The organism is Rhizobium fabae, from assembly GCF_003985135.1.
Lineage (GTDB): Bacteria > Pseudomonadota > Alphaproteobacteria > Rhizobiales > Rhizobiaceae > Rhizobium > Rhizobium pisi.
In genome coordinates this window covers 103,848-125,490 of the sequence record NZ_ML133645.1, presented here as the reverse complement: position 1 = coordinate 125,490, position 21,643 = coordinate 103,848, and the positions used below count along the sequence as shown (strand labels likewise).

General features: G+C 62.6%; 22 protein-coding genes. 9 read left to right on the top strand and 13 right to left on the bottom strand.

The window, feature by feature from the left end; genetic code table 11:
• Nucleotides 1–83 precede the first annotated feature (83 nt).
• The gene (locus EFB14_RS00685) at nucleotides 84–917 is read left to right on the top strand and encodes a glycosyltransferase family 25 protein (protein ID WP_126821862.1); all 834 of its coding nucleotides are present in this window, start codon (nucleotides 84–86) and stop codon (nucleotides 915–917) included.
• On the opposite strand, the gene EFB14_RS00680 is transcribed toward EFB14_RS00685, so the two are convergent.
• The 8 genes from EFB14_RS00680 to EFB14_RS00645 all read right to left on the bottom strand — a co-directional run bounded on the left by EFB14_RS00680 (nucleotide 859) and on the right by EFB14_RS00645 (nucleotide 6,114).
• Nucleotides 859–2,241 carry a sensor histidine kinase gene (locus EFB14_RS00680; RefSeq protein ID WP_126821860.1) on the bottom strand — a complete coding sequence of 461 codons (1,383 nt, stop codon included), beginning with the start codon at nucleotides 2,239–2,241 and terminating at the stop codon, nucleotides 859–861. The genes EFB14_RS00685 and EFB14_RS00680 overlap by 59 nt on opposite strands.
• Complete coding sequence (locus EFB14_RS00675; protein ID WP_126821858.1) at nucleotides 2,228–2,905, bottom strand: winged helix-turn-helix domain-containing protein; 678 nt, start codon at nucleotides 2,903–2,905, stop codon at nucleotides 2,228–2,230. Before EFB14_RS00675 ends, EFB14_RS00680 begins: the two co-directional genes overlap by 14 nt.
• Nucleotides 2,906–2,993: 88 nt before the next feature.
• Nucleotides 2,994–3,581, bottom strand: coding sequence for a class I SAM-dependent methyltransferase (locus EFB14_RS00670; protein ID WP_126821856.1), 588 nt, complete (start codon nucleotides 3,579–3,581; stop codon nucleotides 2,994–2,996).
• Nucleotides 3,571–3,903, bottom strand: a complete 333-nt coding sequence (locus EFB14_RS00665; protein WP_125843705.1) for a type II toxin-antitoxin system RelE/ParE family toxin — start codon at nucleotides 3,901–3,903, stop codon at nucleotides 3,571–3,573. The genes EFB14_RS00670 and EFB14_RS00665 overlap by 11 nt, the downstream gene beginning before the upstream one ends.
• Nucleotides 3,890–4,138 (bottom strand): ribbon-helix-helix domain-containing protein, encoded by a 249-nt coding sequence (locus tag EFB14_RS00660; RefSeq protein ID WP_126821854.1) that lies wholly within the window; start codon nucleotides 4,136–4,138, stop codon nucleotides 3,890–3,892. The genes EFB14_RS00665 and EFB14_RS00660 overlap by 14 nt, the downstream gene beginning before the upstream one ends.
• Nucleotides 4,139–4,256: 118 nt before the next feature.
• The gene (locus EFB14_RS00655) at nucleotides 4,257–4,634 is read right to left on the bottom strand and encodes a type II toxin-antitoxin system VapC family toxin (RefSeq protein WP_125843707.1); all 378 of its coding nucleotides are present in this window, start codon (nucleotides 4,632–4,634) and stop codon (nucleotides 4,257–4,259) included.
• Entirely contained in the window at nucleotides 4,634–4,843 is a 210-nt protein-coding gene (locus tag EFB14_RS00650) for an AbrB/MazE/SpoVT family DNA-binding domain-containing protein (protein WP_126821852.1), read from the bottom strand. Before EFB14_RS00650 ends, EFB14_RS00655 begins: the two co-directional genes overlap by 1 nt.
• Before the next feature lie 170 nt (nucleotides 4,844–5,013).
• Nucleotides 5,014–6,114, bottom strand: a complete 1,101-nt coding sequence (locus EFB14_RS00645; RefSeq protein WP_125843709.1) for a branched-chain amino acid aminotransferase — start codon at nucleotides 6,112–6,114, stop codon at nucleotides 5,014–5,016.
• Between the two features lie 323 nt (nucleotides 6,115–6,437).
• Between EFB14_RS00645 and EFB14_RS00640 the strand changes: the two genes are divergently transcribed.
• Nucleotides 6,438–7,658 carry an aminotransferase-like domain-containing protein gene (locus EFB14_RS00640; RefSeq protein ID WP_126821850.1) on the top strand — a complete coding sequence of 407 codons (1,221 nt, stop codon included), beginning with the start codon at nucleotides 6,438–6,440 and terminating at the stop codon, nucleotides 7,656–7,658.
• A 264-nt stretch (nucleotides 7,659–7,922) separates the two neighbouring features.
• On the opposite strand, the gene EFB14_RS00635 is transcribed toward EFB14_RS00640, so the two are convergent.
• The 3 genes from EFB14_RS00635 to EFB14_RS00625 form a co-directional block, all read right to left on the bottom strand.
• Nucleotides 7,923–8,966: a DUF2278 family protein gene (locus EFB14_RS00635; protein WP_126821848.1), complete on the bottom strand. Its 1,044-nt coding sequence runs from the start codon at nucleotides 8,964–8,966 to the stop codon at nucleotides 7,923–7,925.
• A gap of 95 nt (nucleotides 8,967–9,061) precedes the next feature.
• Nucleotides 9,062–10,120, bottom strand: coding sequence for an aldo/keto reductase (locus tag EFB14_RS00630; protein ID WP_126821847.1), 1,059 nt, complete (start codon nucleotides 10,118–10,120; stop codon nucleotides 9,062–9,064).
• 231 nt (nucleotides 10,121–10,351) lie between these two features.
• Nucleotides 10,352–10,816 (bottom strand): MarR family winged helix-turn-helix transcriptional regulator, encoded by a 465-nt coding sequence (locus tag EFB14_RS00625; protein WP_126821846.1) that lies wholly within the window; start codon nucleotides 10,814–10,816, stop codon nucleotides 10,352–10,354.
• Between the two features lie 227 nt (nucleotides 10,817–11,043).
• Between EFB14_RS00625 and EFB14_RS00620 the strand changes: the two genes are divergently transcribed.
• On the top strand, nucleotides 11,044–11,811 hold the full coding sequence (locus tag EFB14_RS00620) for an alpha/beta fold hydrolase (RefSeq protein ID WP_126821845.1): 768 nt from the start codon (nucleotides 11,044–11,046) through the stop codon (nucleotides 11,809–11,811).
• 41 nt (nucleotides 11,812–11,852) lie between these two features.
• On the opposite strand, the gene EFB14_RS00615 is transcribed toward EFB14_RS00620, so the two are convergent.
• Nucleotides 11,853–13,751: a CASTOR/POLLUX-related putative ion channel gene (locus EFB14_RS00615; RefSeq protein ID WP_126821843.1), complete on the bottom strand. Its 1,899-nt coding sequence runs from the start codon at nucleotides 13,749–13,751 to the stop codon at nucleotides 11,853–11,855.
• Between the two features lie 203 nt (nucleotides 13,752–13,954).
• On the opposite strand from EFB14_RS00615, the gene EFB14_RS00610 reads away from it, so the two are divergent.
• From EFB14_RS00610 to EFB14_RS00600, 3 genes are read left to right on the top strand one after another with little or no spacing between them, the layout of a single operon-like run.
• Nucleotides 13,955–14,932 (top strand): ABC transporter substrate-binding protein, encoded by a 978-nt coding sequence (locus EFB14_RS00610; protein WP_126821841.1) that lies wholly within the window; start codon nucleotides 13,955–13,957, stop codon nucleotides 14,930–14,932.
• A 7-nt stretch (nucleotides 14,933–14,939) separates the two neighbouring features.
• A complete protein-coding gene (locus tag EFB14_RS00605) occupies nucleotides 14,940–16,634 on the top strand; it encodes an ABC transporter permease (protein WP_126821839.1) in 1,695 nt (564 codons plus the stop codon).
• Entirely contained in the window at nucleotides 16,622–17,641 is a 1,020-nt protein-coding gene (locus EFB14_RS00600; protein ID WP_126821838.1) for an ABC transporter ATP-binding protein, read from the top strand. Before EFB14_RS00605 ends, EFB14_RS00600 begins: the two co-directional genes overlap by 13 nt.
• Nucleotides 17,642–17,655: 14 nt before the next feature.
• Here EFB14_RS00600 and EFB14_RS00595 read toward each other — a convergent pair whose 3' ends face one another.
• The gene (locus EFB14_RS00595; RefSeq protein ID WP_126821836.1) at nucleotides 17,656–18,024 is read right to left on the bottom strand and encodes a DUF4189 domain-containing protein; all 369 of its coding nucleotides are present in this window, start codon (nucleotides 18,022–18,024) and stop codon (nucleotides 17,656–17,658) included.
• A 192-nt stretch (nucleotides 18,025–18,216) separates the two neighbouring features.
• Between EFB14_RS00595 and EFB14_RS00590 the strand changes: the two genes are divergently transcribed.
• The 3 genes from EFB14_RS00590 (at nucleotide 18,217) to EFB14_RS00575 (ending at nucleotide 21,495) form a co-directional block, all read left to right on the top strand.
• Nucleotides 18,217–19,326, top strand: coding sequence for an endonuclease/exonuclease/phosphatase family protein (locus EFB14_RS00590; protein WP_126821834.1), 1,110 nt, complete (start codon nucleotides 18,217–18,219; stop codon nucleotides 19,324–19,326).
• 8 nt (nucleotides 19,327–19,334) lie between these two features.
• Nucleotides 19,335–20,105 carry an NUDIX hydrolase gene (locus EFB14_RS00585; protein ID WP_126821832.1) on the top strand — a complete coding sequence of 257 codons (771 nt, stop codon included), beginning with the start codon at nucleotides 19,335–19,337 and terminating at the stop codon, nucleotides 20,103–20,105.
• 478 nt (nucleotides 20,106–20,583) lie between these two features.
• Entirely contained in the window at nucleotides 20,584–21,495 is a 912-nt protein-coding gene (locus EFB14_RS00575; protein WP_126821830.1) for a PhzF family phenazine biosynthesis protein, read from the top strand.
• Nucleotides 21,496–21,643: the final 148 nt, after the last annotated feature.

Below are 21,643 nucleotides of genomic sequence, written 5' to 3'. Positions count from 1 at the left end.
TTGTATAGTTCGGGCGAAGTCCCCGTGAGTTTTCGAGCGCAGGCTTGGTGGAATCGTAATTACCCAAGTCGAGGCGAGTTCTCATGAATATGCATGCCACAGCTGCCGATGTCGTTTCGGCCGTTCATCCGGTCAGCCTGCGGATCAATACCTATCTCATCAATCTCGACCGGGCGGAGCTTCGCCGGTTTCGCATGGAGCGCCTGCTCACGGAGATGGGCATGGAATTCGAGCGCGTGGCGGCTGTCGACGGTGTGAGCATTGCCTTGCCGCGTCGCGATTTCGACGCGAAATCCTATCTGCGCCGGCACGGCCGCAGACCGAATCCCTTCGAGATCGGCTGCTATCTCAGCCATGTCGAATGCGCGAGGAAGTTCCTTGCCAGCAAAGGCGAATTCGCTCTCATTCTCGAAGACGACCTCGACTTCGACGACGACTTCGCCGAGGTGCTTGCCGCTGCCCTCGAGCGCCAGGATTCCTGGGACATCCTGCGTCTTTCCACTGTGAACAGCGGGCGCAAGCATAAAGTGGGACCGCTCACGGCGTCCCGCTCGCTGGCGATCGCGCTCACCCGCGAGAAGGGATCGGGCGCCTATCTCATCAATCGCAAGGCTGCCGGCTGGATTGCGGATATGCTTCTTCCCATGCGGCTGCCCTACGATATCGCGCTCGATCTGGAGTTCGACGAGGGGCTCAGGGCCTGTTTCGTCGATCCGGTTCCGGTGAGCCAGCGGGCGGATGCGCATTCCCAGATACAGGCCGGCCTCTCGACCTACCGGATTGGCCGCAGCCGCCGGCCGTGGAGCGTTCTGCCATATCGCATGGCGGCTGAAGTGCGTCGGTTTGCGGTCCGCTTCGTCAGGCTCGCTGCGTGGAGGGTGAGAGGGCCGGCAGCAGCGGGAAGGCTATCGAAATAATGAGGCCCGGATGGTGTTCCCCCATGGCGATCTCGGCCGAGTGCAGGTCGGCGATTGCCTTGACCAGGCTCAGGCCAAGACCGCTTCCTGTCGTCGTGCGGCTCTTGTCGAGGCGATAGAGACGCCGGAAGACCTTGTCCCGCTCTTCGGCGGGAATGCCCGGGCCGTTATCGGCGACCGACAATATGGCGCGATCGTCCTGTCGTCGAAGCGACAGCGTAATGACCGTTCCGGCCGGGCAGTGATTGATGGCGTTCTCGACCAGATTGGCGAGCATCTGCGTCAGCAGATCGCGGTCGCCCCAGATGACCGCAGGCCCGTGGTCGGAGATCGCCAGAGACTGGCCGGCGTCTTCCGCGACGTCGGCATAGACTTCGGATATGACCGCAAGCACATCGTCGATATCGGTCGCCTGGAAACGCTCCCTGCGGGCGCCGGCCTCGATCTGGGAGATGCGCAGCAGCGCCTCGAAAGTTGCGTTGATCCGGTCGCTCTCGTTTCTCGCTTCATCGAGAAGGCTGGAAACGTCGAGTTGCTGGTCGTTTCGCGTCACCGCGGCATCGAGCGTCAGGCGAAGTCTGTTGAGCGGGGTCTTGAGATCGTGGGCGATGTCGGCGCTCACCTGCCGCATGCTCTCGACCAAAGTCTGGAGCCGCTCCAGCGCGGCGTTGATCTGGATTGCCACCGTGTCGATATCGTCGCCGTTTCCGGTGACCGGAATGCGGGCCTGGAGTTCGCCGTGCGAGACGTCGTTCATGGTGCGGGCGACCTTGTCCAGTCTCGCCTGGGCGCGAACGGCGAGAAAGACGCCGCCGCCGATGGCGGTCGCCACCACGATCGCGGCGGCCCATTCGAAGCTCACGAGGACGATTCTTAGCATTTCGTCGATGTCGTTGAAGTTTTCGGCGACCACCAGCGTATAGGGGCCGATCGTGGAGACCTGCATCCGGTAGCGTTCGTGCCCCTTCAGTCCAACATCCCTCGACGTGACGGTATAGACACCGTTCGGGATGCGGGGGGCGGCGAAATTGCCGGCAAGTTTGTGGCCCCCGGCGTCCGTCAGGGAGTAAAGCCCGTCGGAGGTCGACTGGAAGCTCGCATAGTTGTTCAGCGTGTTGACGAGATCCTCGGTGTCGTGCGCCTCGTAGGCGGAGGCGATCAGCGAGTTCATTTCATGCAGCGACTGTTCCAGGTCGCGCTCAAGGCCGGCGCGCAGCATGTGGTACATGATCGCGCCGCTGAGGATGAAGGTGACGACGAAGAGGACGCCGAAGGTGACGGCAAGCCGGAACGGCGTGCTCCTGCGCAGCTTAGCGAGGCGCATGCAGGCTGTATCCGGTATTGCGGACCGTATGGAGAAGCTGCGTCTCGAACGGTTTGTCGACCTTTGCCCTCAGCCGGCTGATATGGGTCTCGACGACGCTGGTCTTCGGATCGAAATGGAAATCCCAGACCCGCTCCAGCAGCATCGTCTTGGTGATGACGCGGCCTTCGCCGCGCATCAGCACCTCGAGCAACGTAAACTCGCGGGGCTGCAGCTCGATGACCTGCCCGGCGCGGCGGGCCTCCCGCCGAATGAGATCGAGCTCGAGATCGGCAACCTTCAGCACGGTCTTCTGTTCCCGCACGGGCGGCCGGCGGCCGAGCGCATTCACGCGGGCGAGAAGCTCCGAGAATGCGAAGGGTTTGACGAGATAGTCGTCCCCGCCCGCCTCCAGCCCCTCGACGCGGTCATCGACGCCGCCGATCGATGTCAGAAACAGCGCAGGCGTGCCGATCCTGGCGGCGCGAAGCGAGCGGACGATGGCAAGACCGTCGAGACCCGGAAGCATGCGGTCGACGACGATGACGTCATAGGCCTCCCGCTGCGCCTGAAAAAGACTGTCGCGACCGTCGGCGAACACGTCACAGACATGCCCGGCCTCGGAGAAGCCTTTGGAGACATAATCCGACGTCTTGGTATCGTCCTCGATAAGCAGGATTTTCATCGGCTGGGTCGTTTCCGCATCTGTGGAGGGGTAAATCTAGCCGATAGGGCGGTTCGATCACAACATACGGATTGGTAAGGTAGGGCGCTTATCGCTCCGAGCTCACCGTCAGCCAGCGGGTCGGCTTGCCGTCGTAGCCGCCGCCATCGTGCTCGGCGATGGCAAAGTCGTGCCAGCCGCCTTTCGTCAGAAGATCCGACAGCCATTCGGGGGAGGGGTAGTTGTAATAGCGCCCGAGGCCGTCATGGCCTTCGGTTTCGCCGGCCTTGAAGCTCGCGTGGAGGAGGCCGCCTGGTCTCAGCGCGCGGTGGATGCGGGCGAAGACGTCGGGCAGTTCGGGTCGGGGGACATGAAGAAGGCTCGCATGCGCCCAGACGCCGTCATAGATGCTTTCGGCGTCGAGGTCCTGGAACAGCATCACCTGGACGGGCTTGCCGAGCCGTGCCTCGGCCTGTCTTGCAAGCTCGGCCGAGCCGTCGGTCGGCGTCACGTCGAAGCCCTGCGACAGCATATAGGCGCTGTCCTGCCCGCCGCCGCAGCCGAGTTCGAGGATGGCGGCGCCTGGCGCAAGCCGGGCCAGGAAGGCATCGAGCTGATGTTTCGGCAGGTTGCGCGCCCGGTTGGCATATGCCGTTGCGTTGTCCCGGTAGAAGGCGGCGGTGCTGTCACTGGGCATGCGGGTCGGATGGTTTCGGCCGGCGGTTGGATTGAAGGTGTCTTTCGGGAAGCCGGTCGGCACCGATGATGTCGATGACGAGGATGCCTTCCGGTACTTCGCGGTAGAAGGCGACATGGCGCATGTGGAGGAGGCGGCGAAGGCCGGCGCCGAGCTCCTCGCATTCGTCTCCCATGGAAGGCACGCGCGAAAGAAGAATGAAAATCCTGTCCCAGTCGAGAAGATAGGCATCGGCCTGCGCCTCGCCGAAATGCAGGCTGGCATATTCGTCGATGCCTGAGAGTACGGCGTCCGCGGTTCGGGTCAGGCTATAGGTAGTCACGCAGCTTCGCCTTCGTTTCCAACAGGATATCGGGAATGCGCCGGTCGCTGACGCCGCTCTCCTCGGCCAACCTCAGAATGTCACGCAGTTCATCGTCATCGAGCTTGCGGTGGTCCTGGTCCTTCACGATCAGTTCCGCCAGGAACGCGTCGGCACTGTCGTACCTGCCGCTTGCGACACGGCGCGCGACGTAGTCCGCCAGATCATCCGGAAGCGAGATCGTCATTTTCGCCATTGAATTCGGTGCCGTCCGCACATGCCGGTTTTCAGCTGTCCCTGATGCCAGATTACCATTCCCCCCGCTGTGATAGAAGCGTTGATCGGTGCCGTCGAGCACTTGGGTCACATGCAGGTCAGTCTTTTTTATCGATATGGACGACGCGCTCGAGGCCCTTGAAATGGGCGTCGCATGTCAGGATATCGGCATCGTGGCGCTCGGCCGTCGCGTAGATGATCGCATCGGCGGTAGCGAGCTTCAGAGTTGCGGATATTTCGGCGGCGCGGCGGGCGAGGACCGTGTCGAGGGGCACCACGATGCATCTGGCGGTATAGGCGATGAAGCTGTCGACGGCTTCGTCGTCTTTTTCGCGTGCCAACCATTTGGAAAGCTCGAGCTGGACGATCGTCGGGACGATACATTGATCGCGTGGCGGGATTTCAGCCTCAAGGCGGTTTCCCGTCACACTTTTCGTCAGCCATTCCACCCATGCGGAGCTGTCGACCACGCGCATCAGAAGCGATCGTTCCGGTCGCGATAGTTTTTCTTGTCCGCACCCTCGGCCATGCCGTGAAGGTCGGCAAGTGTGGGGACCGGCATCAGCAGCACGCCTTTGCCTTTCGGTATAAATACGAATTCCTGACCTGCCGACCAGTGCTGCTCATCGCGCACTTCCTTCGGAATGGAGATCTGGAATTTTGCAGAGAGGGTTACGGTTGCCATTCTTACCTTTCCTCTATCGATTGATAGAAGGTAAGAAATGAACTGGCGTCGGTCAATGGCGAACCGTTTTTCTGATTTGATCACAAAAAACCGGGCGGTGCGCCCGGTTTCGAAGTTGTCGATCTATGTCCGCCCGTCGGGAACGCTGCGGCGTGCCTGATATTCGGATTTCAGGCCGGGATAAGGCGCGTCCAGCCGCGCTCGTCATTCGTTACGCCCTTCTGCAGGCTGACAAGCTGCTGGCGCAATTCGGTGGTCAGCTTGCCGGTCTGTCCGTCTCCGACCAGGAACTCGCCGCCGGCATGTCGAACCAGGCCGATGCCCGCAAGGACCGCGGCCGTGCCGCAGGCAAAGGCTTCGACGAGCTTGCCGCTGGCAGCGTCGGCCTGCCATTCCGCGAAGGAGTAGGGACGCTGCTCGACGCGCAAGCCCTTTTCTCCGGCGAGCGTGATCACCGAGGCCCGGGTGATACCCGGCAGGATCGTGCCGCCAAGCGGCGGGGTCACCACCGATCCGTCATTCATGACGAAGAAGACGTTCATGCCGCCGAGTTCCTCGACCCAGCGATGCTCTGCTGCATCCAGGAAGACGACCTGGTCGCAATCCTTCTTCGCGGCCTCGGCTTGCGCCACGAGGCTGGCTGCATAGTTGCCGCCGCATTTTGCAGCACCCGTGCCGCCGGCGGCCGCACGGGTATAGGTGGTCTCGACCCAGAGCGAGACCGCCTTCGCGCCACCCTTGAAGTAGGCGCCGACCGGAGAGGCGATGATGCAGAAGATATATTCCTGAGCCGGACGAACACCGAGAAACGCCTCGTTGGCAAACATGAAGGGGCGAAGGTAGAGGCTGGCGTCGCCGGATGGAATCCAGGCCTTGTCGACGCGGACCAGTTCTTCGACTGCCTTCAGGAACAGTTCTTCCGGCACGGCAGGCATTGCCATGCGGGCGGCCGACTGGGCGAAGCGGCGGGCGTTCTCTTCAGGCCGGAAGAGCAGGATGCGGCCATCGTCTGCCTTGTAGGCTTTCATGCCCTCGAAGATTTCCTGAGCGTAGTGCAGCACGGCGCTGGCAGGATCGAGTTCCAGCGGGCGCCGCGGCGTAACCTTCGCATCGTGCCAGCCCTTGTCGGCAGTCCATCGTGCCAAAACCATATGATCCGTGAAGACCTTGCCGAAGCCGGGCGCCTCCAATGCCTTGATGCGGTCGGCATCCGAAACGGGAGACTTGTGGAGTTCGATTTTGATTTCAGGAGAGGCCGACGTCACGGTCATTGCTGGCACCTTGATAGTACATTGAATTGTGGCGGCGACACTACTGCCGCCGAGCTGGTCTTGGAAAGAGCTGAATCAGCCGGTTTCGGCTTTGATCAGAGGAATAACCGCTCGATGTGGCTGACGTCGAGCCGCAAATTCGGGATCGAGCCTCTTCCCGGAAATTTCATCCCTATCGGAAAGACGCTCGCGGATCTCCCGGAAAGGCTTTGGAATATAAAACTTCCAAACTTGTCACTGCGACAAGAAAATAGGTCAGTATTGTTGACATAAATTTTCCCGCGTGGTCTGGTGGCAATGCCAAAAAAATATGAGGAAACCCCATGCTGAACTGGGACACCATGTTTGCGTCGCGCTCCTCGCGCATGCGCGCATCCGAGATCCGCGAGCTGCTGAAGCTTCTCGACCGGCCCGACATCATTTCCTTTGCCGGCGGCATTCCGGATCCGGCGCTGTTTCCGGATCAGGAATTCAAGCAGGCTTATGCCGATATTTTCGAAAGCACCGCCGTCAATTCGGCGCTGCAATATTCGGTCAGCGAGGGCTACAAGCCGCTGCGCGAATGGCTGGTCGGGCAGATGGCCTCGCTCGGCATTCCCTGCGAACTCGACAATGTCTTCATCGTCTCCGGCTCGCAGCAGGGGCTCGATTATCTCGGCAAGCTCTTCCTGTCGCCAAACGATACCGCACTCGTGACCTGGCCGACCTATCTCGGCGCGCTGCAGGCCTTCAACGCCTACGAGCCCGCCTACGAGCAGCTGACGCCGAGCGGCAACCGGACGCCGGAGTCCTATCGCGTCGCTGCGGCCGCTGCCGGCGGCAAGGTGAAGTTCGCCTATCTCTCCGCCGATTTCTCCAATCCCACAGGCGAAACGGTCGATCTTGCCGGCCGCAGGAAGGTGCTGGCGCTCGCCGAAGAACTCGACATCGCCGTCATCGAGGATGCCGCCTACCAGTCGCTGCGCTACGATGGTGAACCGATCCCGCCGATCCTGGCGCTTGAAATCGCCGAGAAGGGCCATATCAACGATACGCGCACGATCTATTGCGGCAGTTTTTCCAAGACGCTGGCGCCCGGCCTTCGCGTCGGCTTCATCGTCGCCAATGCGCCCGTCATCCGCAAGCTGGTGCTGATGAAGCAGGCGGCAGACCTGCATTCCTCGACGATCAACCAGATGGCGATTTCAGATGTGGCCGAGCGCGGCTTTGACGCACAGGTCGCCAAGATCAAGGCTGTTTATGGCAGACGGCGCGATTGCATGCTGGCAGCGCTGCAGAAATACATGCCTGATGGTACCAGCTGGACGAAGCCGGAAGGCGGCATGTTCATCTGGATCACGCTGCCGGAGGGCATGGACGGCGCCAAGCTGCTCGCCAAATCGCTTGAGACCGCCAAGGTCGCCTTCGTGCCCGGCAAGGCCTTCTTCGCCGACGGCTCCGGCGCCAACACCTTCCGCGTCAGCTTCTCCTGCGCCAACGAACAGATGATCGAGAATGGCATCAGCCGGCTCGGCAAGCTGATTGCAGACGAGATTGGTGGCTGAGCAGGGTTAGGTGGGGAGCGGGACGCTGCCACGATTCCGCTTCTCCCCAGCGGGGAGAAGATGCCGGCAGGCAGATGAGGGGGTGAGCGACGACAGGAGCGAATGCACGGAGCGTAAGCGAAGGGCAACATGAAGGTTGTGCCGAGCGGCCCCCTCATCCGACCCTTCGGGCCACCTTCTCCCCGCTGGGGAGAAGAGGGGAGCGAGCCGCTTGCCCTCCGTCACTTTTATAAGCGTTTTACGGCCAGCCAGCCGGAACCCCCATCAAAATATCGTCGTCCAACCTTCGTTCGCCGTCTCGCTTTTGCCGTAGCCGACGCGGTCGGCCACCGCCCCGTCGCCGTTGCGCAGGATGATGTCGCCGCCTCGGTTGGCGAGTTGCGGGCCGCCGGCTGCGGCGTTCAGGGCGATGGTGCGCAGTTCGCCGGCGGCAAGGGTTCCCGACAGCGTCTGGGTTCGGCCGTTTTCGTCCTCCAGCTTCCAGCCGTCGAGTGATACTGACATGTCGGAGCGGTTGATGAGCGTCACCGTTTCGGCTTCCACGCCGCCTTCGCCGTTTACCGGGTTGATCAGCGCGGCGATGATGCGCAGCGAGGAGGCGACGACCGGCTGCGGCCGGCGCGTGCCTTCGCCGCGGCCCTGGCCGCCGCGGTTCTCGGAGACGGGATGGCCGGTCGCCGCATCGGTGTTCCAGTTCTGCGACTGGAAGCAGAGGAAGATCGCCACCCATTCGTCGGTGTTGTTGAAATGGACCAGCAGCGCGCCGTCCTGGTTCGGCGCATTGGTGGCCTTGAAGCTGCCGCCGTCGCCCTGGTTCATGTGGATATCGTGGATGCCGTTGCCGGGTTCGAAATGGAAATATTCGTCCGGCTTGTTGTTTTCAGGTCCCCAGGCCTCGCCGAAGGCGTAGAAATGCACGTCGGTATCGGCAATGCCTTCCTGGACGATCGGCTCGATGAAATCGCGAAGGTCGTTCTTCGGGCCGGAGAGCTGGAAGGGTGCGACATTCATGTCCTCGCGCTCGATCAGCCCGCCGCGGACATAGTCGATCGCAAGCTCCGGATGATCCTTGCGGATGTCGGTCAGGCCCATCGGCAGGGCTTCGAGCGCCTCGGTCAGCGCTCCATGCTTGAAATCGACGATGTTGGCATAGAGTAGGTCGTGCGGCGATTCCTTGGAGCGGACGTTGAGCGCGATGCGGTAGCTGACGCCGTTCGCCTCGATGCGGATCTCGATATGCGGATCGTTGTCGTCATCGAGGGCGAGCGCGCTCGCCGTACCCTTCAGGACCTTGTAATTCTTCAACATGGCGAGCCTCCCTGGCGATGCGGGATCTCACGATAGCACGGCGAAAGTGCATCTTTTGTGACGTATCACTTTCACCGTGCAATGCCGTAACTGCTTTATTGCTTGATATGCGGGCCGAAAAGCTCGAGGTCGGCTTCACCAAACCTGTCGCTCGCCGTGTTCAGCTGGTGCCAGTAGGGATAGATCACCGGCGGCAGGCTGACGGCGTCGAGGCGCTTGCGCTCCTCTTCCGTGAGCTTCAGTTCGGCGGCGGCGATGTTGTCGCGGAACTGGGCCTCGGTGCGTCCGCCGATGATGACCGAGGTGACCGCCTTGCGGCCGATCAGCCAGGCAAGCGCCACCTGTGCGGCCGAGACACCGCGTTCCTCGCCGATCGCGACCAGGGTGTCGACGATGTTCCAGAGGCGGTTCTCGTCGCGGATCGGCGGCTCCGGCCAGCCGGCGAACTGGCGTGTGCCTTCGGGCGCCGCCTGGTTGCGGCGGTGCTTGCCGGAAAGCAGGCCGCCGGCCAGCGGGCTCCAGACCAGCACGCCGAGGCCCTGGTCGATCGAAATCGGCAGCAGTTCGTATTCGGCGTCGCGGGCTTCCAGCGTATAGTGGATCTGCTGGCTGACGAAGCGCTGGTACCTGTGCTCATTGGCGATACCGAGCGCCTTCATGATGTGCCAGCCGGAATAGTTCGAGCAGCCGACGTAACGCACCTTGCCTTGCCGGATCAGCGTGTCGAGCGCTTCCATCGTCTCTTCGAGCGGCGTCTGGCCGTCCCATTCATGCACCTGGTAGAGGTCGATGACATCGGTCTTCAGGCGCTTGAGACTCGCCTCGCATTCGCGGATCAGGTGGTAGCGCGACAGGCCGCTGTCGTTCGGGCCTTCACCCATGCCGAAGCGGGCCTTGGTGGCGAGAAGCACACCCTGCGGCCGCTTGCCGGCCAGAACCTCGCCGATGATGTTTTCGGATTCGCCATTGGAATAGACATTGGCGGTGTCGATCAGATTGATGCCGGCGTCGATGCACATGTCGATCATCTTCTTCGCCTGGGTGACGCCGAGATCACCCACCATCTTCGCCCAGCCGACGCCGCCGAACGTCATCGTGCCCATGGTCAAAGTCGAAATCTTCAGGCCCGAACGGCCAAGCAGACGATATTCCATTGAAACTCCTCCTTCATAGAAAACACGATTGACGTACCTCAGTGCGGCGGAATGGCAATGGCCGCGTATTCACGCCTGCGTGAGGGTCAGGCAAGATTGTGGGCGCCGGCATCTTCCGGCCGCGTGGCGGCCATGGTCGATCGCGCATGCCGGCGGCAGGGCGCCGGCAGAGGGATGGTACAATATGTCATCGGCTTGTCGACGGAAATTGTTCCGGCGCGGCGACGGTCGTCAGGCCTCGTCCTTCTTCCGAATATTGTCGCGGATGGACGCGATCGTTTCTCGAATTTTGCCGACGGTCGCCGCGTCGAGGCCGACAGCTTTTCCGATGCAGTCGAACACATGAGCCGCACGGCCCTTCAGGGCGTGCCCTTTCGTCGTCAGGCGCAGCAGGACCTGGCGCTCGTCGGCGGGATTTCGATTGCGGGTGACGAAGCCGACATTCTCCAGCCGCTTCAGCAGCGGGGTGAGGGTGCTCGAGTCGAGAAACAGCGTCTCGCCCAGATCCTTCACCGTGCGGTCGTCACGCGCCCACAATGCGGTCATCACCAGGAATTGCGGATAGGTGAGATCCAACTCGTCGAGCAGCGGGCGGTAAAGCTGGTTAAAGGCGTGGCCTGCCGAGTAGATTGAAAAGCAAAGCATTTCATCGACCTTCGGCACGTCGGCGAGATCATCTGATGTGGCGTTTGTCATCACATTCTCCTCAGGCTTCAATATAATTTGTGCGCGATCTATTTGCAAGCTATTGACGTCTCGGCGGAAGCGACCTATTTAGATCGCGTACAAGTAAATCGCTTACAAATTAAATGTTGGGAATGCGAGTGAACCGCCTGCCGCGTCAAGAGATGCGGAAACAAGTGATCCTCCTCTGCCTGCTTCACCATGCCTAGTGAAACTCAACCGACGAAAGGAAATGACCAATGTTCAAGTTTGCTGCTGTCGTCGCCCTGGCGGGCGCCCTTCTTTCCGGTACTGCCGTTGCCGAGACGGCCAAGCCGACCATCGTCCTCGTCCATGGCGCATTTGCCGATTCATCCAGCTGGAACGGCGTCGTCGAAATCCTGCGCAAAGACGGTTTCCCGGTCGTTGCCGCCGCCAATCCGCTGCGTAGCGTTTCCAATGACGCCGCCTATGTTTCCGACGTGGTCAGCAGCATCGCCGGCCCGGTCGTTCTCGTCGGCCATTCCTATGGCGGGCAGGTGATCTCGACCGCCGCAAACGGCCATGACAACGTCAAGTCCCTGGTCTATGTCGCAGCCTTCGCGCCTGATGCAGGGGAATCGGTTGCCGATCTTGCCGGCAAGTTTCCCGGCGGCACGCTGGGCGCAGCGCTTGCACCCCCGGTGAAGCTCAGCGCCGGCGGCGTTGATCTCTATATCGACCAGGCGAAGTTCCATGACCAGTTCGCCAGCGACGTGCCGGCTGAACAGGCTGCCCTGATGGCGGCGGCTCAGCGACCGGTCACCGAGGCAGCCCTTACTGAAAAGTCGGGCGAGCCCGCTTGGAAGAAGCTGCCGTCGTGGTTCGTCTACGGCACCGGTGACAAGAACATCCCGGCCGCAGCCCTCAGCTTTATGGCCGAGCGGGCAGGGTCGAAGGGGACCGTCGTGGTCGACGGCGCTTCCCACGTCGTGATGGTTTCGCAGCCACAGAAGGTGGCAGACCTCATTGAAAAGGCCGCGAAATAACGTTCGATCAGGGTCACGGCGCGCAAGTGCCGTGACCCCGCTTACTGCTGCGCGAGGATGATCAGCCGGTCGGCTTCGGCGAAGGCTAGAAGATCCGATTTAGCAGGATTGACGACGACGCCGGCGAGATTGCGGGCGTCGACATCGCCCGGCCGCTGACGGCGATAGCCGATGGCGACTTCGCCACGGCGCAGCGCCGCCAGGCAGATCGTATAGAAGGTCACCGGCCTGTCGATGGACACATAGTCCGTGACCGGGCGCATGTAGATCTCGGAACCATCCTCATCGAGCAGTTCGTCGAAGATCGCCGCCATCTGGGCGTTCTCGGAGGCCTGCGCCAGCATCAGGCTGACCAGCTTGTTGCTGACGACGAAATCGTCGGCGCGGGTGACGGCGGCAAGCTCGCGGTTGCGCACATCGATCATCTCGCTGACGATGCCGATGTGGCGGCCGTTCGTCTCGGCGATCCGGCGCAGCTGCAAAAGCGTGACGAGCGTGCGCGTATCGGCCGGCTGCGCGGCCATGTGGTCGGAATAGCCGAGCACCAGCACGTGGTCGTAGGCCGGAATGCCGAGGCCGTCGAGTTCGGCGCGGCTGCTCGTATCGGTGACGCGGCAGGTGACCTTCATGTTGTCGCCGGCAAGTTTCAGGCCGCGGACCTCTTCCTCGATGCCAGGTGTATCGGCGGCGACGGTAAGCTCGGAGCCTGCGGCGACATAACGCGACAGCTCATGGGCGATGATCGGGCCGCGGCGGTTCCACCCGAGCATCAGCGTGCGTTCGGCCTTCGCCTCCCGTGTCACCGGCGCGACGATCGCCTCCTTGTCTACGCGCATCTCGACCGCGCCGCTTTTGATCGCCGCATCGTCCTCGGCGATGATGATGGCGCGCTCGCCGGGCTGGAAGATGCGGTTTGCCGGCGGGTTGAGATAGACTTCGCCTTGGGTGTCGCAGTAGCCGATCAGCGTCGAGGTCTCGTACATCATCACCGCGGCGCCGAAGCTCTTGCCGGAGAGTTCGGGCTGGTCGAGCGTATAGATCTCGCAGCCGTCGAAATCGAGCAGCTCGGAATAGACGCCTGACAGTCCCGACTGGCGGCTCGAATGGGCGACGATGCGGGAGATCAGGTCGTCGGCCAGGACCAGCTGCAGCTCCTTGCCGCCAACGATGCGTGCTACCTCAGCGTTTTTCGCATCGCGGATCTCGGCGGCGATCTGGTAGGGCTGCGCGCGCCGGCCCGGATCGTTGACGAGGGCGAGCACTGTCTTGATGACCTCGGAGTCGGCATGGCCGCCTTCCGGCGACAGCACGATGATCGAGCGGGAGGTCTGCGGATTGACGATGTTGATGTCGTAGAGATCCGTGGGATCGCCGCTGCGGCAGATGATGCGGGTATTTCTGAGATCGCCGATCTTGTCGGCAAGCTCGTCCTCCATCTCCACCTTGTCCTTGGCGGCCATGATGACGATGCGCGGGCGGCGCCGGCTGGCATTGGCGATAACAAGCTCGGAGATGACGTCGAAGATCGAGGGCGACCAGTTGAAGATGATCGTATGGTCGTTCTCCAGCACCTGCGAGCGGCCCTTGCGCAGGTCGTCGAGCTTTTCTTCGAGACCCGAGCTTAGCACGCCGATGAGGGCGGAGAAGACGAAGATGCCCGATATGGTGACGACGAGCGAGACGCTGCGGAAAGGCCAGCCGAGATCGCCGCCCATCGTGCCGGCGTCCATGGTGCGCATCAGCGATTCCCAGGCGCCCTCGACGAAGCTCATATGCTCGCTGCCGTCGGGCGCAATGCCCGTCAGCGCCAGTACCAGCCCGGCGGCGATGATGACGACCAGCGATATCACAGCCAGCCAGCCGATCAGCGCGATCGGGCCGGCCGCCATGCTCTTGTCGAACTGGTAGCGCAGGCGCGCACGCCAGGGTGTTCTTTTCATTCCGCCGTCCCCTCGAATCGGCCCGGACGGGCCGCATTCACAGGCGATTCCAGAAATCCGGAGGGCGATCAACTGTATTGTCGGCGGCGCGGACGAACGGCGAGGGAAGGTTGTGGGAATGGCGTCTGGCGGCTGCGGCGTGCTGTCACATGTCTGTCAACGGCCCCTAATATGGGAGGGGTAACGAAATCGAGGATCTTCCCATGAAAACGATCGTTTCCGCCGCAGCGCTTCTCGCCGCGAGCCTCTTCGCCATTCCAGCGTCCGCCGCAAACCTGGTTCTCTACACCAGCCAGCCGAATGAAGACGCGCAGGCGACGGTCGACGGCTTCATGGCCGCCAATCCCGATATCAAGGTCGACTGGGTCCGCGACGGCACGCCGAAGATCATCGCCAAGCTGCTGGCCGAGATCCAGGCCGGCAATCCGGTCGCCGACATTCTCCTGATCGCCGACATGGTGACGCTGGAGCACCTCAAGGAGGATGGCAAGCTTCTCGCCTACAAGTCGCCGGAAGCAGCCCATTACGACGCCGCTCTCTATGATGCCGACGGTTACTACTACTCCACCAAGCTGATCACGACAGGCATCATGTACAACACCTCTGCGGCGATGAAGCCGACGAGCTGGAAAGACCTGACGAAGCCGGAGGCCAAGGGCCTCGTCACCATGCCGAGCCCGCTTGCCTCGGGCGCGGCGCTGATCCACGCCCAGACGCTCGCTGCCGTTCCCGGCCTCGGCTGGGATTTCTACAAGTCGCTTGCGCAAAACGGCGCGATCGCGGCCGGTGGCAACGGCGCCGTGCTGAAGTCGGTCGCCTCGGGCGAAAAGGCCTATGGCATGGTCGTCGATTACCTGCCGATCCGCGAGAAGGCCAAGGGCGCTCCCGTCGAGTTCGTCTTCCCGAGCGAAGGCGTTTCGGCCGTCACCGAGCCGGTCGGCATCCTGGCCAGCACCAAGAATGCAGATGCCGCCAAGAAGTTCGTCGATTACGTGCTCTCCGAAAAGGGCCAGGAAGGCTTCCTGAAGCTCGGCTACATCCCGGCCCGCAACGGCATGAAGCTGCCGGAAGGTTTTCCGGCGCGCGACGCCATCAAGGTCCTGCCGATCAAGGCGGCTGAAGCATTGAAGAATACCGACCAGGATCTGAAGACCTTCTCGGGCATCTACGGCTCGAACTGATCCTTCCATGCAAGGATATGTCAGAACAGGAAACAGCCAGCCCGCCTGGCTGTTTCCTTTTATCGTCACCACAGTCCTGATCCTCAGCGTGCTGCCGCTCGCCCGCCTTGCCATGGTCGGGATCGCGGCTTTCGCCAGTGGCGGCGTGATCGATGTGTTGAGTGAGCCGTCGCTCTGGTCGGCGACCTATTACACTGTCGTCACCGCGGTTCTCGGCACCGTCATCTCGCTCGTCATCGGCTGCCTCTTCGCCTTCCTGCTGACGCTGACCGATATTCGCGGCAAGGGGGCGCTCAGCTTCTTCTTCGTGCTGCCGATGATGATCCCGCCGCAGGTGACGGCGCTTGCCTGGGTGCAGATGTCGGGTCCATCAAGTCCGCTGCTGAAGGCGCTCTCCATCGCTCCGCCGCTCGGTTCGCCGCAGCCGCTCTATTCTGTCGGCGGCATCGCGCTGCTCTATGGCGTGCAGCATGCGCCGCTGGTCTATCTGGCGCTCAGGGCAGGGCTGATGACGCTGCCGCGCGACGGCGTCGAGGCGGCGCGGCTTTCCGGTGCCTCCAGCCTGCGGGTGTTCCGCGACATCATCCTGCCTTTGTCGCTGCCCGGCATCATCGCGGGAGCGGCGATCTCCTTCGTCTCCTGCACCGGCAATTTCGGCATTCCGGCCATTCTCGGCATTCCGGCTTCGATCTTCACGCTGCCGACGTTGATCTTCACCAAATTCTCGGCCTTCACCAGCCGCACCTTCGGCGATGTCGCCGTGCTCTCGGCGATTATTGCGATGATTTCGGTCGCGGGACTGATGATCCAGGATCGGGCACTGCGCGGCCGCGACTACCGCGTTATCGGGCTATCGGGCGCGAATGCCGCCTTCGAACTCGGCGCCTGGCGCTTGCTGTTCACGCCGCTGCTCTGGGCGATCCTCTTCTTCATGCTGGCCGCCCCCTTCCTGGCGCTCGTCGCCGGCGCGCTGGTGCCGGCCTATGGCGTGCCGCTCACTTTCAAGACCATTTCGCTGCATGCCTTTCAGGAAATCCTGTTCCGGCAGGCGGTAACGCGCACGGCTTTCGTCAATTCACTGTCGCTCGCCGGCGCAACGGCACTTGGTCTCCTCGTGCTGACGGTGCTTGCGGCCTATGTGCTGACGCGGCGCAGGGATGCGGCTTCCCGCGTTGTCGCCAGCCTGATCGAGATACCCTATTCGCTGCCGGGCATCGTCATGGCGGTGTCCTTCATCCTGGTCTTTGCTGCCCCCATTCCGGTCCTCAACGTCTCGCTCTACGGCACGATCTGGATCATCCTGATCGCCTATTTCTCCTCCTTCTTCGCCGTCAGCCTGAAACCCGTCGTCAGCGCCTTTCATCAGCTCGACCCGGCGCTGGAAGAGGCCGCGCGGCTTTCCGGCGCCGGCTTCTTCCGCCGGCTTTTCGATATCATCGTGCCGCTGATTGCGCCGGCCGCCGGCGCCTCCGTCATCCTCGTCTTCCTGATCGCCTGCAACGAGCTAACGATCTCGGCGCTGCTCTGGTCGGCCGGCACCCAGACACTCGGCGTCGCCATCTACAATCTCGACGACAGCGGCAGTTCCGACCTTGCCTCGGCGCTCTCGGTGCTCATCGTCCTCATGGTCGTTCTCATGATGCTGCTGCTCGAACTTCTAGCGAAACGTCTGCCGAAAGGGGTGGTCCCGTGGCGCAACTGATCCTCAACCGGCTCGCCAAGGATTTCGGCGCCGGGCGCGCCGCCGTCAGCGATTTCTCGCTCGACGTGCGCGAGGGCGGTTTCCTGGCGCTGCTCGGGCCTTCCGGCTGCGGCAAGACGACGGTACTGCGCATGATCGCCGGTTTCGAGACGCCCTCCGACGGCTCGATCCATCTCGGTGAGCGGCTGCTGGCCGATGCTTCGCAATCGCTGCCACCCGAGAAGCGCAACATGGCGATGGTCTTCCAGTCCTACGCGCTCTGGCCGCATATGAGTGTCGCCGACAATGTCGGCTATCCCCTGAAAGTGCGCGGCGTTTCAGGCGAAGCCTACCGGGCGAAGGTGCGCGACGCCCTCGGCACCGTCCGGCTTGCCGATTACGCCGAGCGGCGGCCGGCCGATCTCTCCGGCGGTCAGCGCCAGCGCGTGGCGCTTGCCCGCTGCCTGGTAACCTCGCCCGACGTGGTGCTGCTCGACGAGCCGCTCGCCAATCTCGACCGGCACCTGAAGCAGGAGATGGAGGAAACGTTCCGCGAGTTCCACCAGCGCTCGGGTGCTGCGATGATCTATGTCACCCACGACCAGAGCGAAGCGATGGCGCTCGCAACCGACGTCGCCGTCATGTCCGAGGGCCGTCTGCTGCAGGTGGCGCCGCCGGCCGAAATCTATGCCCGGCCGGAAGGGCGCATCGTCGGCGGCCTGATCGGACGCGGCGCGATCCTGACGCTGCCTGTCATGGGCGGTGAACGCCAGCTCGAGTGGGACGAGCTTCAGGATGCGCTTCAAGCCGCCAATACCGATGGCGCCGATATTCTGGTGCGGCCGGAGGATGTGATCATCGGCGGCGAGGGGGCTCGGGCAACCGTCGAATCCGCGCTTTTCGAGGGCGAGCGTTATGCCGTGAAACTCACGCTCGGCAACGGCCAGACGCTACGCGCCTACAGCCGCGTGGCTGTCGAGACCGGCGAAGCGGTGCGCGTCATCATCCACGCCGGCTGGCGGCTTTGATGGAGGGAAGGCGTTTATTCGCCGCCCGAACATTGCCAGCGGATGACGCGGCAGCTGCCGGTCTGCCTGCTGCAACTGCCGATCGCCTGGCGCTGCGCCTCACGCTTGTCGTAACCCCAGCCGGAGCCCCAGCCGCCGCGATAGCCGACCGCGACCGCGCCACAGCCGTTGCGGAACCAGATGGCGATGCGGCAGTCATTGGCGCTCTCGTCGCAATTGCGCCTCGCGACGGTTTCGGCGGCGCCGCGATTTCCATAGGCATAGGACCAGCCGGTGGCGCCTGATGACGGCGAATAGGCGATAGCGCCATAGGTGTCGGCGAGCGCCGGGCCGGCGCCGGCAAGGAGTGTCAGAACTGCAAGCGATGCCAGAATTCGTTTCATGAAATGCCCCCCGCGTGCGAATCGGCGATTGCCGTCCGGCAAACTATCAGAGGCCTGTGGCGGAATGTCAGCAGCCTAAGTCGCAGACGCTTTCGATTTCAAAAGCCTCGGCTGTTCGCACTTTTCTTGGCCGTGCCATCTTTTCCTGCCGCTTCTGCTGGTTAAGGTAGCGCCTGCAACCGGACTCATTCCATGTCGCTTCGCCTCGCCACCTTCAACGTCGAAAATCTACTGACCCGTTTCGATTTCACCGGCTTCCGCAACCAGCTGCGCCAGGACCGCGTCATCAAGCTTTTCGAGGTGTCGAGCGAAGGCGTCTATCAGCAGTTGGAGCAGGCGCGGGTGATCGCCGCGACCGACGATACGCGGCAGATGACGGCCTTGGCGATCGCCGATGCGGATGCCGATATCCTCTGCCTGCAGGAAATCGACAACATGGCCGCGCTTCAGGCCTTCGAATACGGCTATCTCTTCCGCATGGTCGGAAACGGCTACCGCCAGAAATTCCTGGTGGAGGGCAATGACAGCCGCGGCATCGATGTCGCCGTGCTGATGCGCGAGGAAACGCGCGACGGCCAGAAGATTGAGCTTCAGGACATCCGCAGCCATGCGATGACGACCTATCGCGATCTCGATCTTTTCGACGAGGAGCTGGCGCTCACCAACCGCATCGACGACAAGATCTTCAAACGCGATTGCCTGGAACTCGACCTTCTGATCGGCGGCCGGCCGTTTTCGCTCTATGTCGTGCATTTCAAATCGATGGGCAATCCGCGCGAGGGGCTCGACGGACGGCAATCAACCATGCCGATCCGCCGTGCCGAGGCGCGCGCCGTGCGCCGTATCATCGAGGACCGCTTTGGCGCCGGCCAGACGGATAAGAAGAGCTTCGCCATCTGCGGCGACATGAACGATTACCAGGAGCGCGTCGACGTCATCGGCCGCCGCGGCGCCGGCTATCGTTTCGAGCATCAGGACGAGGCCGAAAGCGCGCTCGACGTCTTCAGCCATGACGGCTTTGCCGAAAATGTCGTGCGCCGCCGCGAAGCCCTCGACCGCTGGACGCTCTATCACACACGCGGGCCGCAGGAGCAGTGGCTCTGCCAGCTCGACTATCTCTGGCTCTCGCCCGCACTCGCCGCCCACAATGCCGGCCGCCTGCCGGAGATCATCCGCAATGGCCAGCCCTATCGCACCATCTTTCCGCCCGGGCAGGAGGTGGAGCGCTATCCCCGCACCGGCTGGGACCGGCCGAAGGCCTCCGATCACTGCCCCGTCGTCATGACACTGGATCTCCCCTGAGAACGAATATGAAAACCAATTTGAACGTGAATTTTCCGAACACCGATTTTTCCGATGATTTTGCCGGCTGGCCGCCGGAGGCCACGGTCTTCCCGATCGCCGGCGTCGATCTCAAGGTCCTGCCCGGCACCCATCCCTTCGTCGCCGCCGAGGAAACGGCGATCCGCGAGAACTGGGTGAAGGAGACCGCCGCCAACCCGGCGCTCTTCGACGGGCGTCTCGTCTTCCAGCGGCAGCTATCGTTTGGTGAGGATGGAATCTCGGGCGAGGGCTACGTCGTTCCCTTTTCCGCCTTCATGTGGTGGCGGCGCCAGCCTGAGCGCCAGGGCGGCATTCATATCTTCGCCTATCCGGTGCTCGAAAGCTCCGACGGCGCGCTGGTGGCAATCCGCATGGGCGCCCATACCGCCAATCCCGGCCAGGTCTATTTCGCCGCCGGTTCGCTCGAGGCCGAAGATATCGTCGACCACAGCTGCGACATCGAAGCCAACATGCGCCGCGAGGTCCACGAGGAGACTGGGCTCGATCTCGCCCAATCCGTGGCGGGGCAGGGGCTCTACGCCACGCATGCCAGGCGAACAGTGACGCTCATCCGGCTCTTCCGCTTCGACATGACGGCCGACGAGATGGTGAAGCGGATCGAGGCCCACATGCTGGTGGCCGAGGACAAGGAGATCGCCGGTGCCGTGGCGATCCGCTCGGCCGATCACGCGGCCCATCCTTACAACATCGCCATGCTGCCGGTGATCGACTGGTATTTCGGCAAGGCTGGTGCGTGAGGGGTAGAGGACAAGATGGCATGGGTTGAGGCCTCTCGGATGCACCATGCCTGGGTTCCTGGGCACCGCCGTGCCGTGTGGAACCCCCCTCTGCCCTGCCGGGCATCTCCCCCACAAGGCTGGAGATTGGCAAGGAGCTTGACCATCGCTCCCTCTCAACCGGCATAGACAATCACAATGCTTTAGTTGTTTGGGGAAGCCGTCACACCCAGCCGATCTCCACCCTTGTGGGGGAGATGGCCGGCAGGCCAGAGGGGGGTGCCACACGGCACGCCCTCCTTTGACAGCCATGCGTTCGCACACGCTCCACCGCCGCTCCCCAAAAATCGAATATAGTTTTCATTAACAATCACGCATAAATCCAGGAGTGCCGGCGTCTCCGGCCGGGGATGCGTTGTTCTTACTGGACTTACTGCCTTGCACTCGACCGTCTGGTCGGGCAGGTTGGCGGCGCGATGACCGATTCAAGGAGGCCGATGTGGCGCGAAGCTACAGCGTCTATGACGTGTTCACCGATCGAAAGCTTGCCGGCAACCCGCTGGCGGTGATCTTCGACGGCGACGATCTCAGCGACGAGGCGATGCAGGCGATCACCCGGGAGATCAATCTCTCCGAGACGGTGTTCGTGCAGCCCGCGACCAATCCCGCCTATGCGGCGAAACTCAGGATATTCACGCCGGGCCGCGAACTGCCCTTTGCCGGCCATCCGACGGTCGGCACGGCGGTGGCGCTCGCCGAATGGACACACGGCGCCACGACCCGCGATCTCGTCACGGTGCTCGAAGAAAATGTCGGGCCGGTGCGCTGCGCGGTGCGGCTCAGGGAGGGCGAGGCCAGCTTTGCCGAATTCGACCTGCCGCGCAAATCGCAGCAGGCCGTCATGCCGCTCGACAGGCTCGGCATCGCCGACGCGCTGTCGCTGAAGACAAGCGAGATCGGCTTCGAAAATCACGTTCCCGCGATCTGGAGCGCCGGCGTTCCCTTCCTGCTTATTCCGGTCCACGATGTCGGGGCGGCGCAACGGCTGGAGTTCGATCCGCAGCTCTGGGAAAAGATCGTGCCCTTCGTCGACGGCGCGCTCGCCTCTGCCTATGTCTATTGCCGCGGCGGCGTCAACCATGTGGCGAAGTTTCATGCGCGCATGTTCGCAAGCGGCATGGGCATCGTCGAGGACCCGGCGACCGGCTCGGCGGCGGCCGCCCTTTCCGGCGCGATCCACTATTTCGACCGGCTGACGGACGGGCATCACCCGATCCTGATCGAGCAGGGCGTGGAGATGGGCCGGCCCTCCTTCATCCACCTGCATATCGACGTCGACGGCGGGGTGATCTCCAACGCCCGGATCGGCGGTCAGGCAGTGCGGCTGGCGAGCGGTACTCTCGACCTTTGATTTCATAGAGCGCCGCGCGTCCGGACGGACGCGCCAAGGACGCTCTATCACTTTGAATCGGCGCATAATCCTTTCCGAAAATCGATTCCGATTTTCGGGCTTATGCGCTGCATTTCAGCCATGCGGAAAAATCTTTGAGATTAACCAA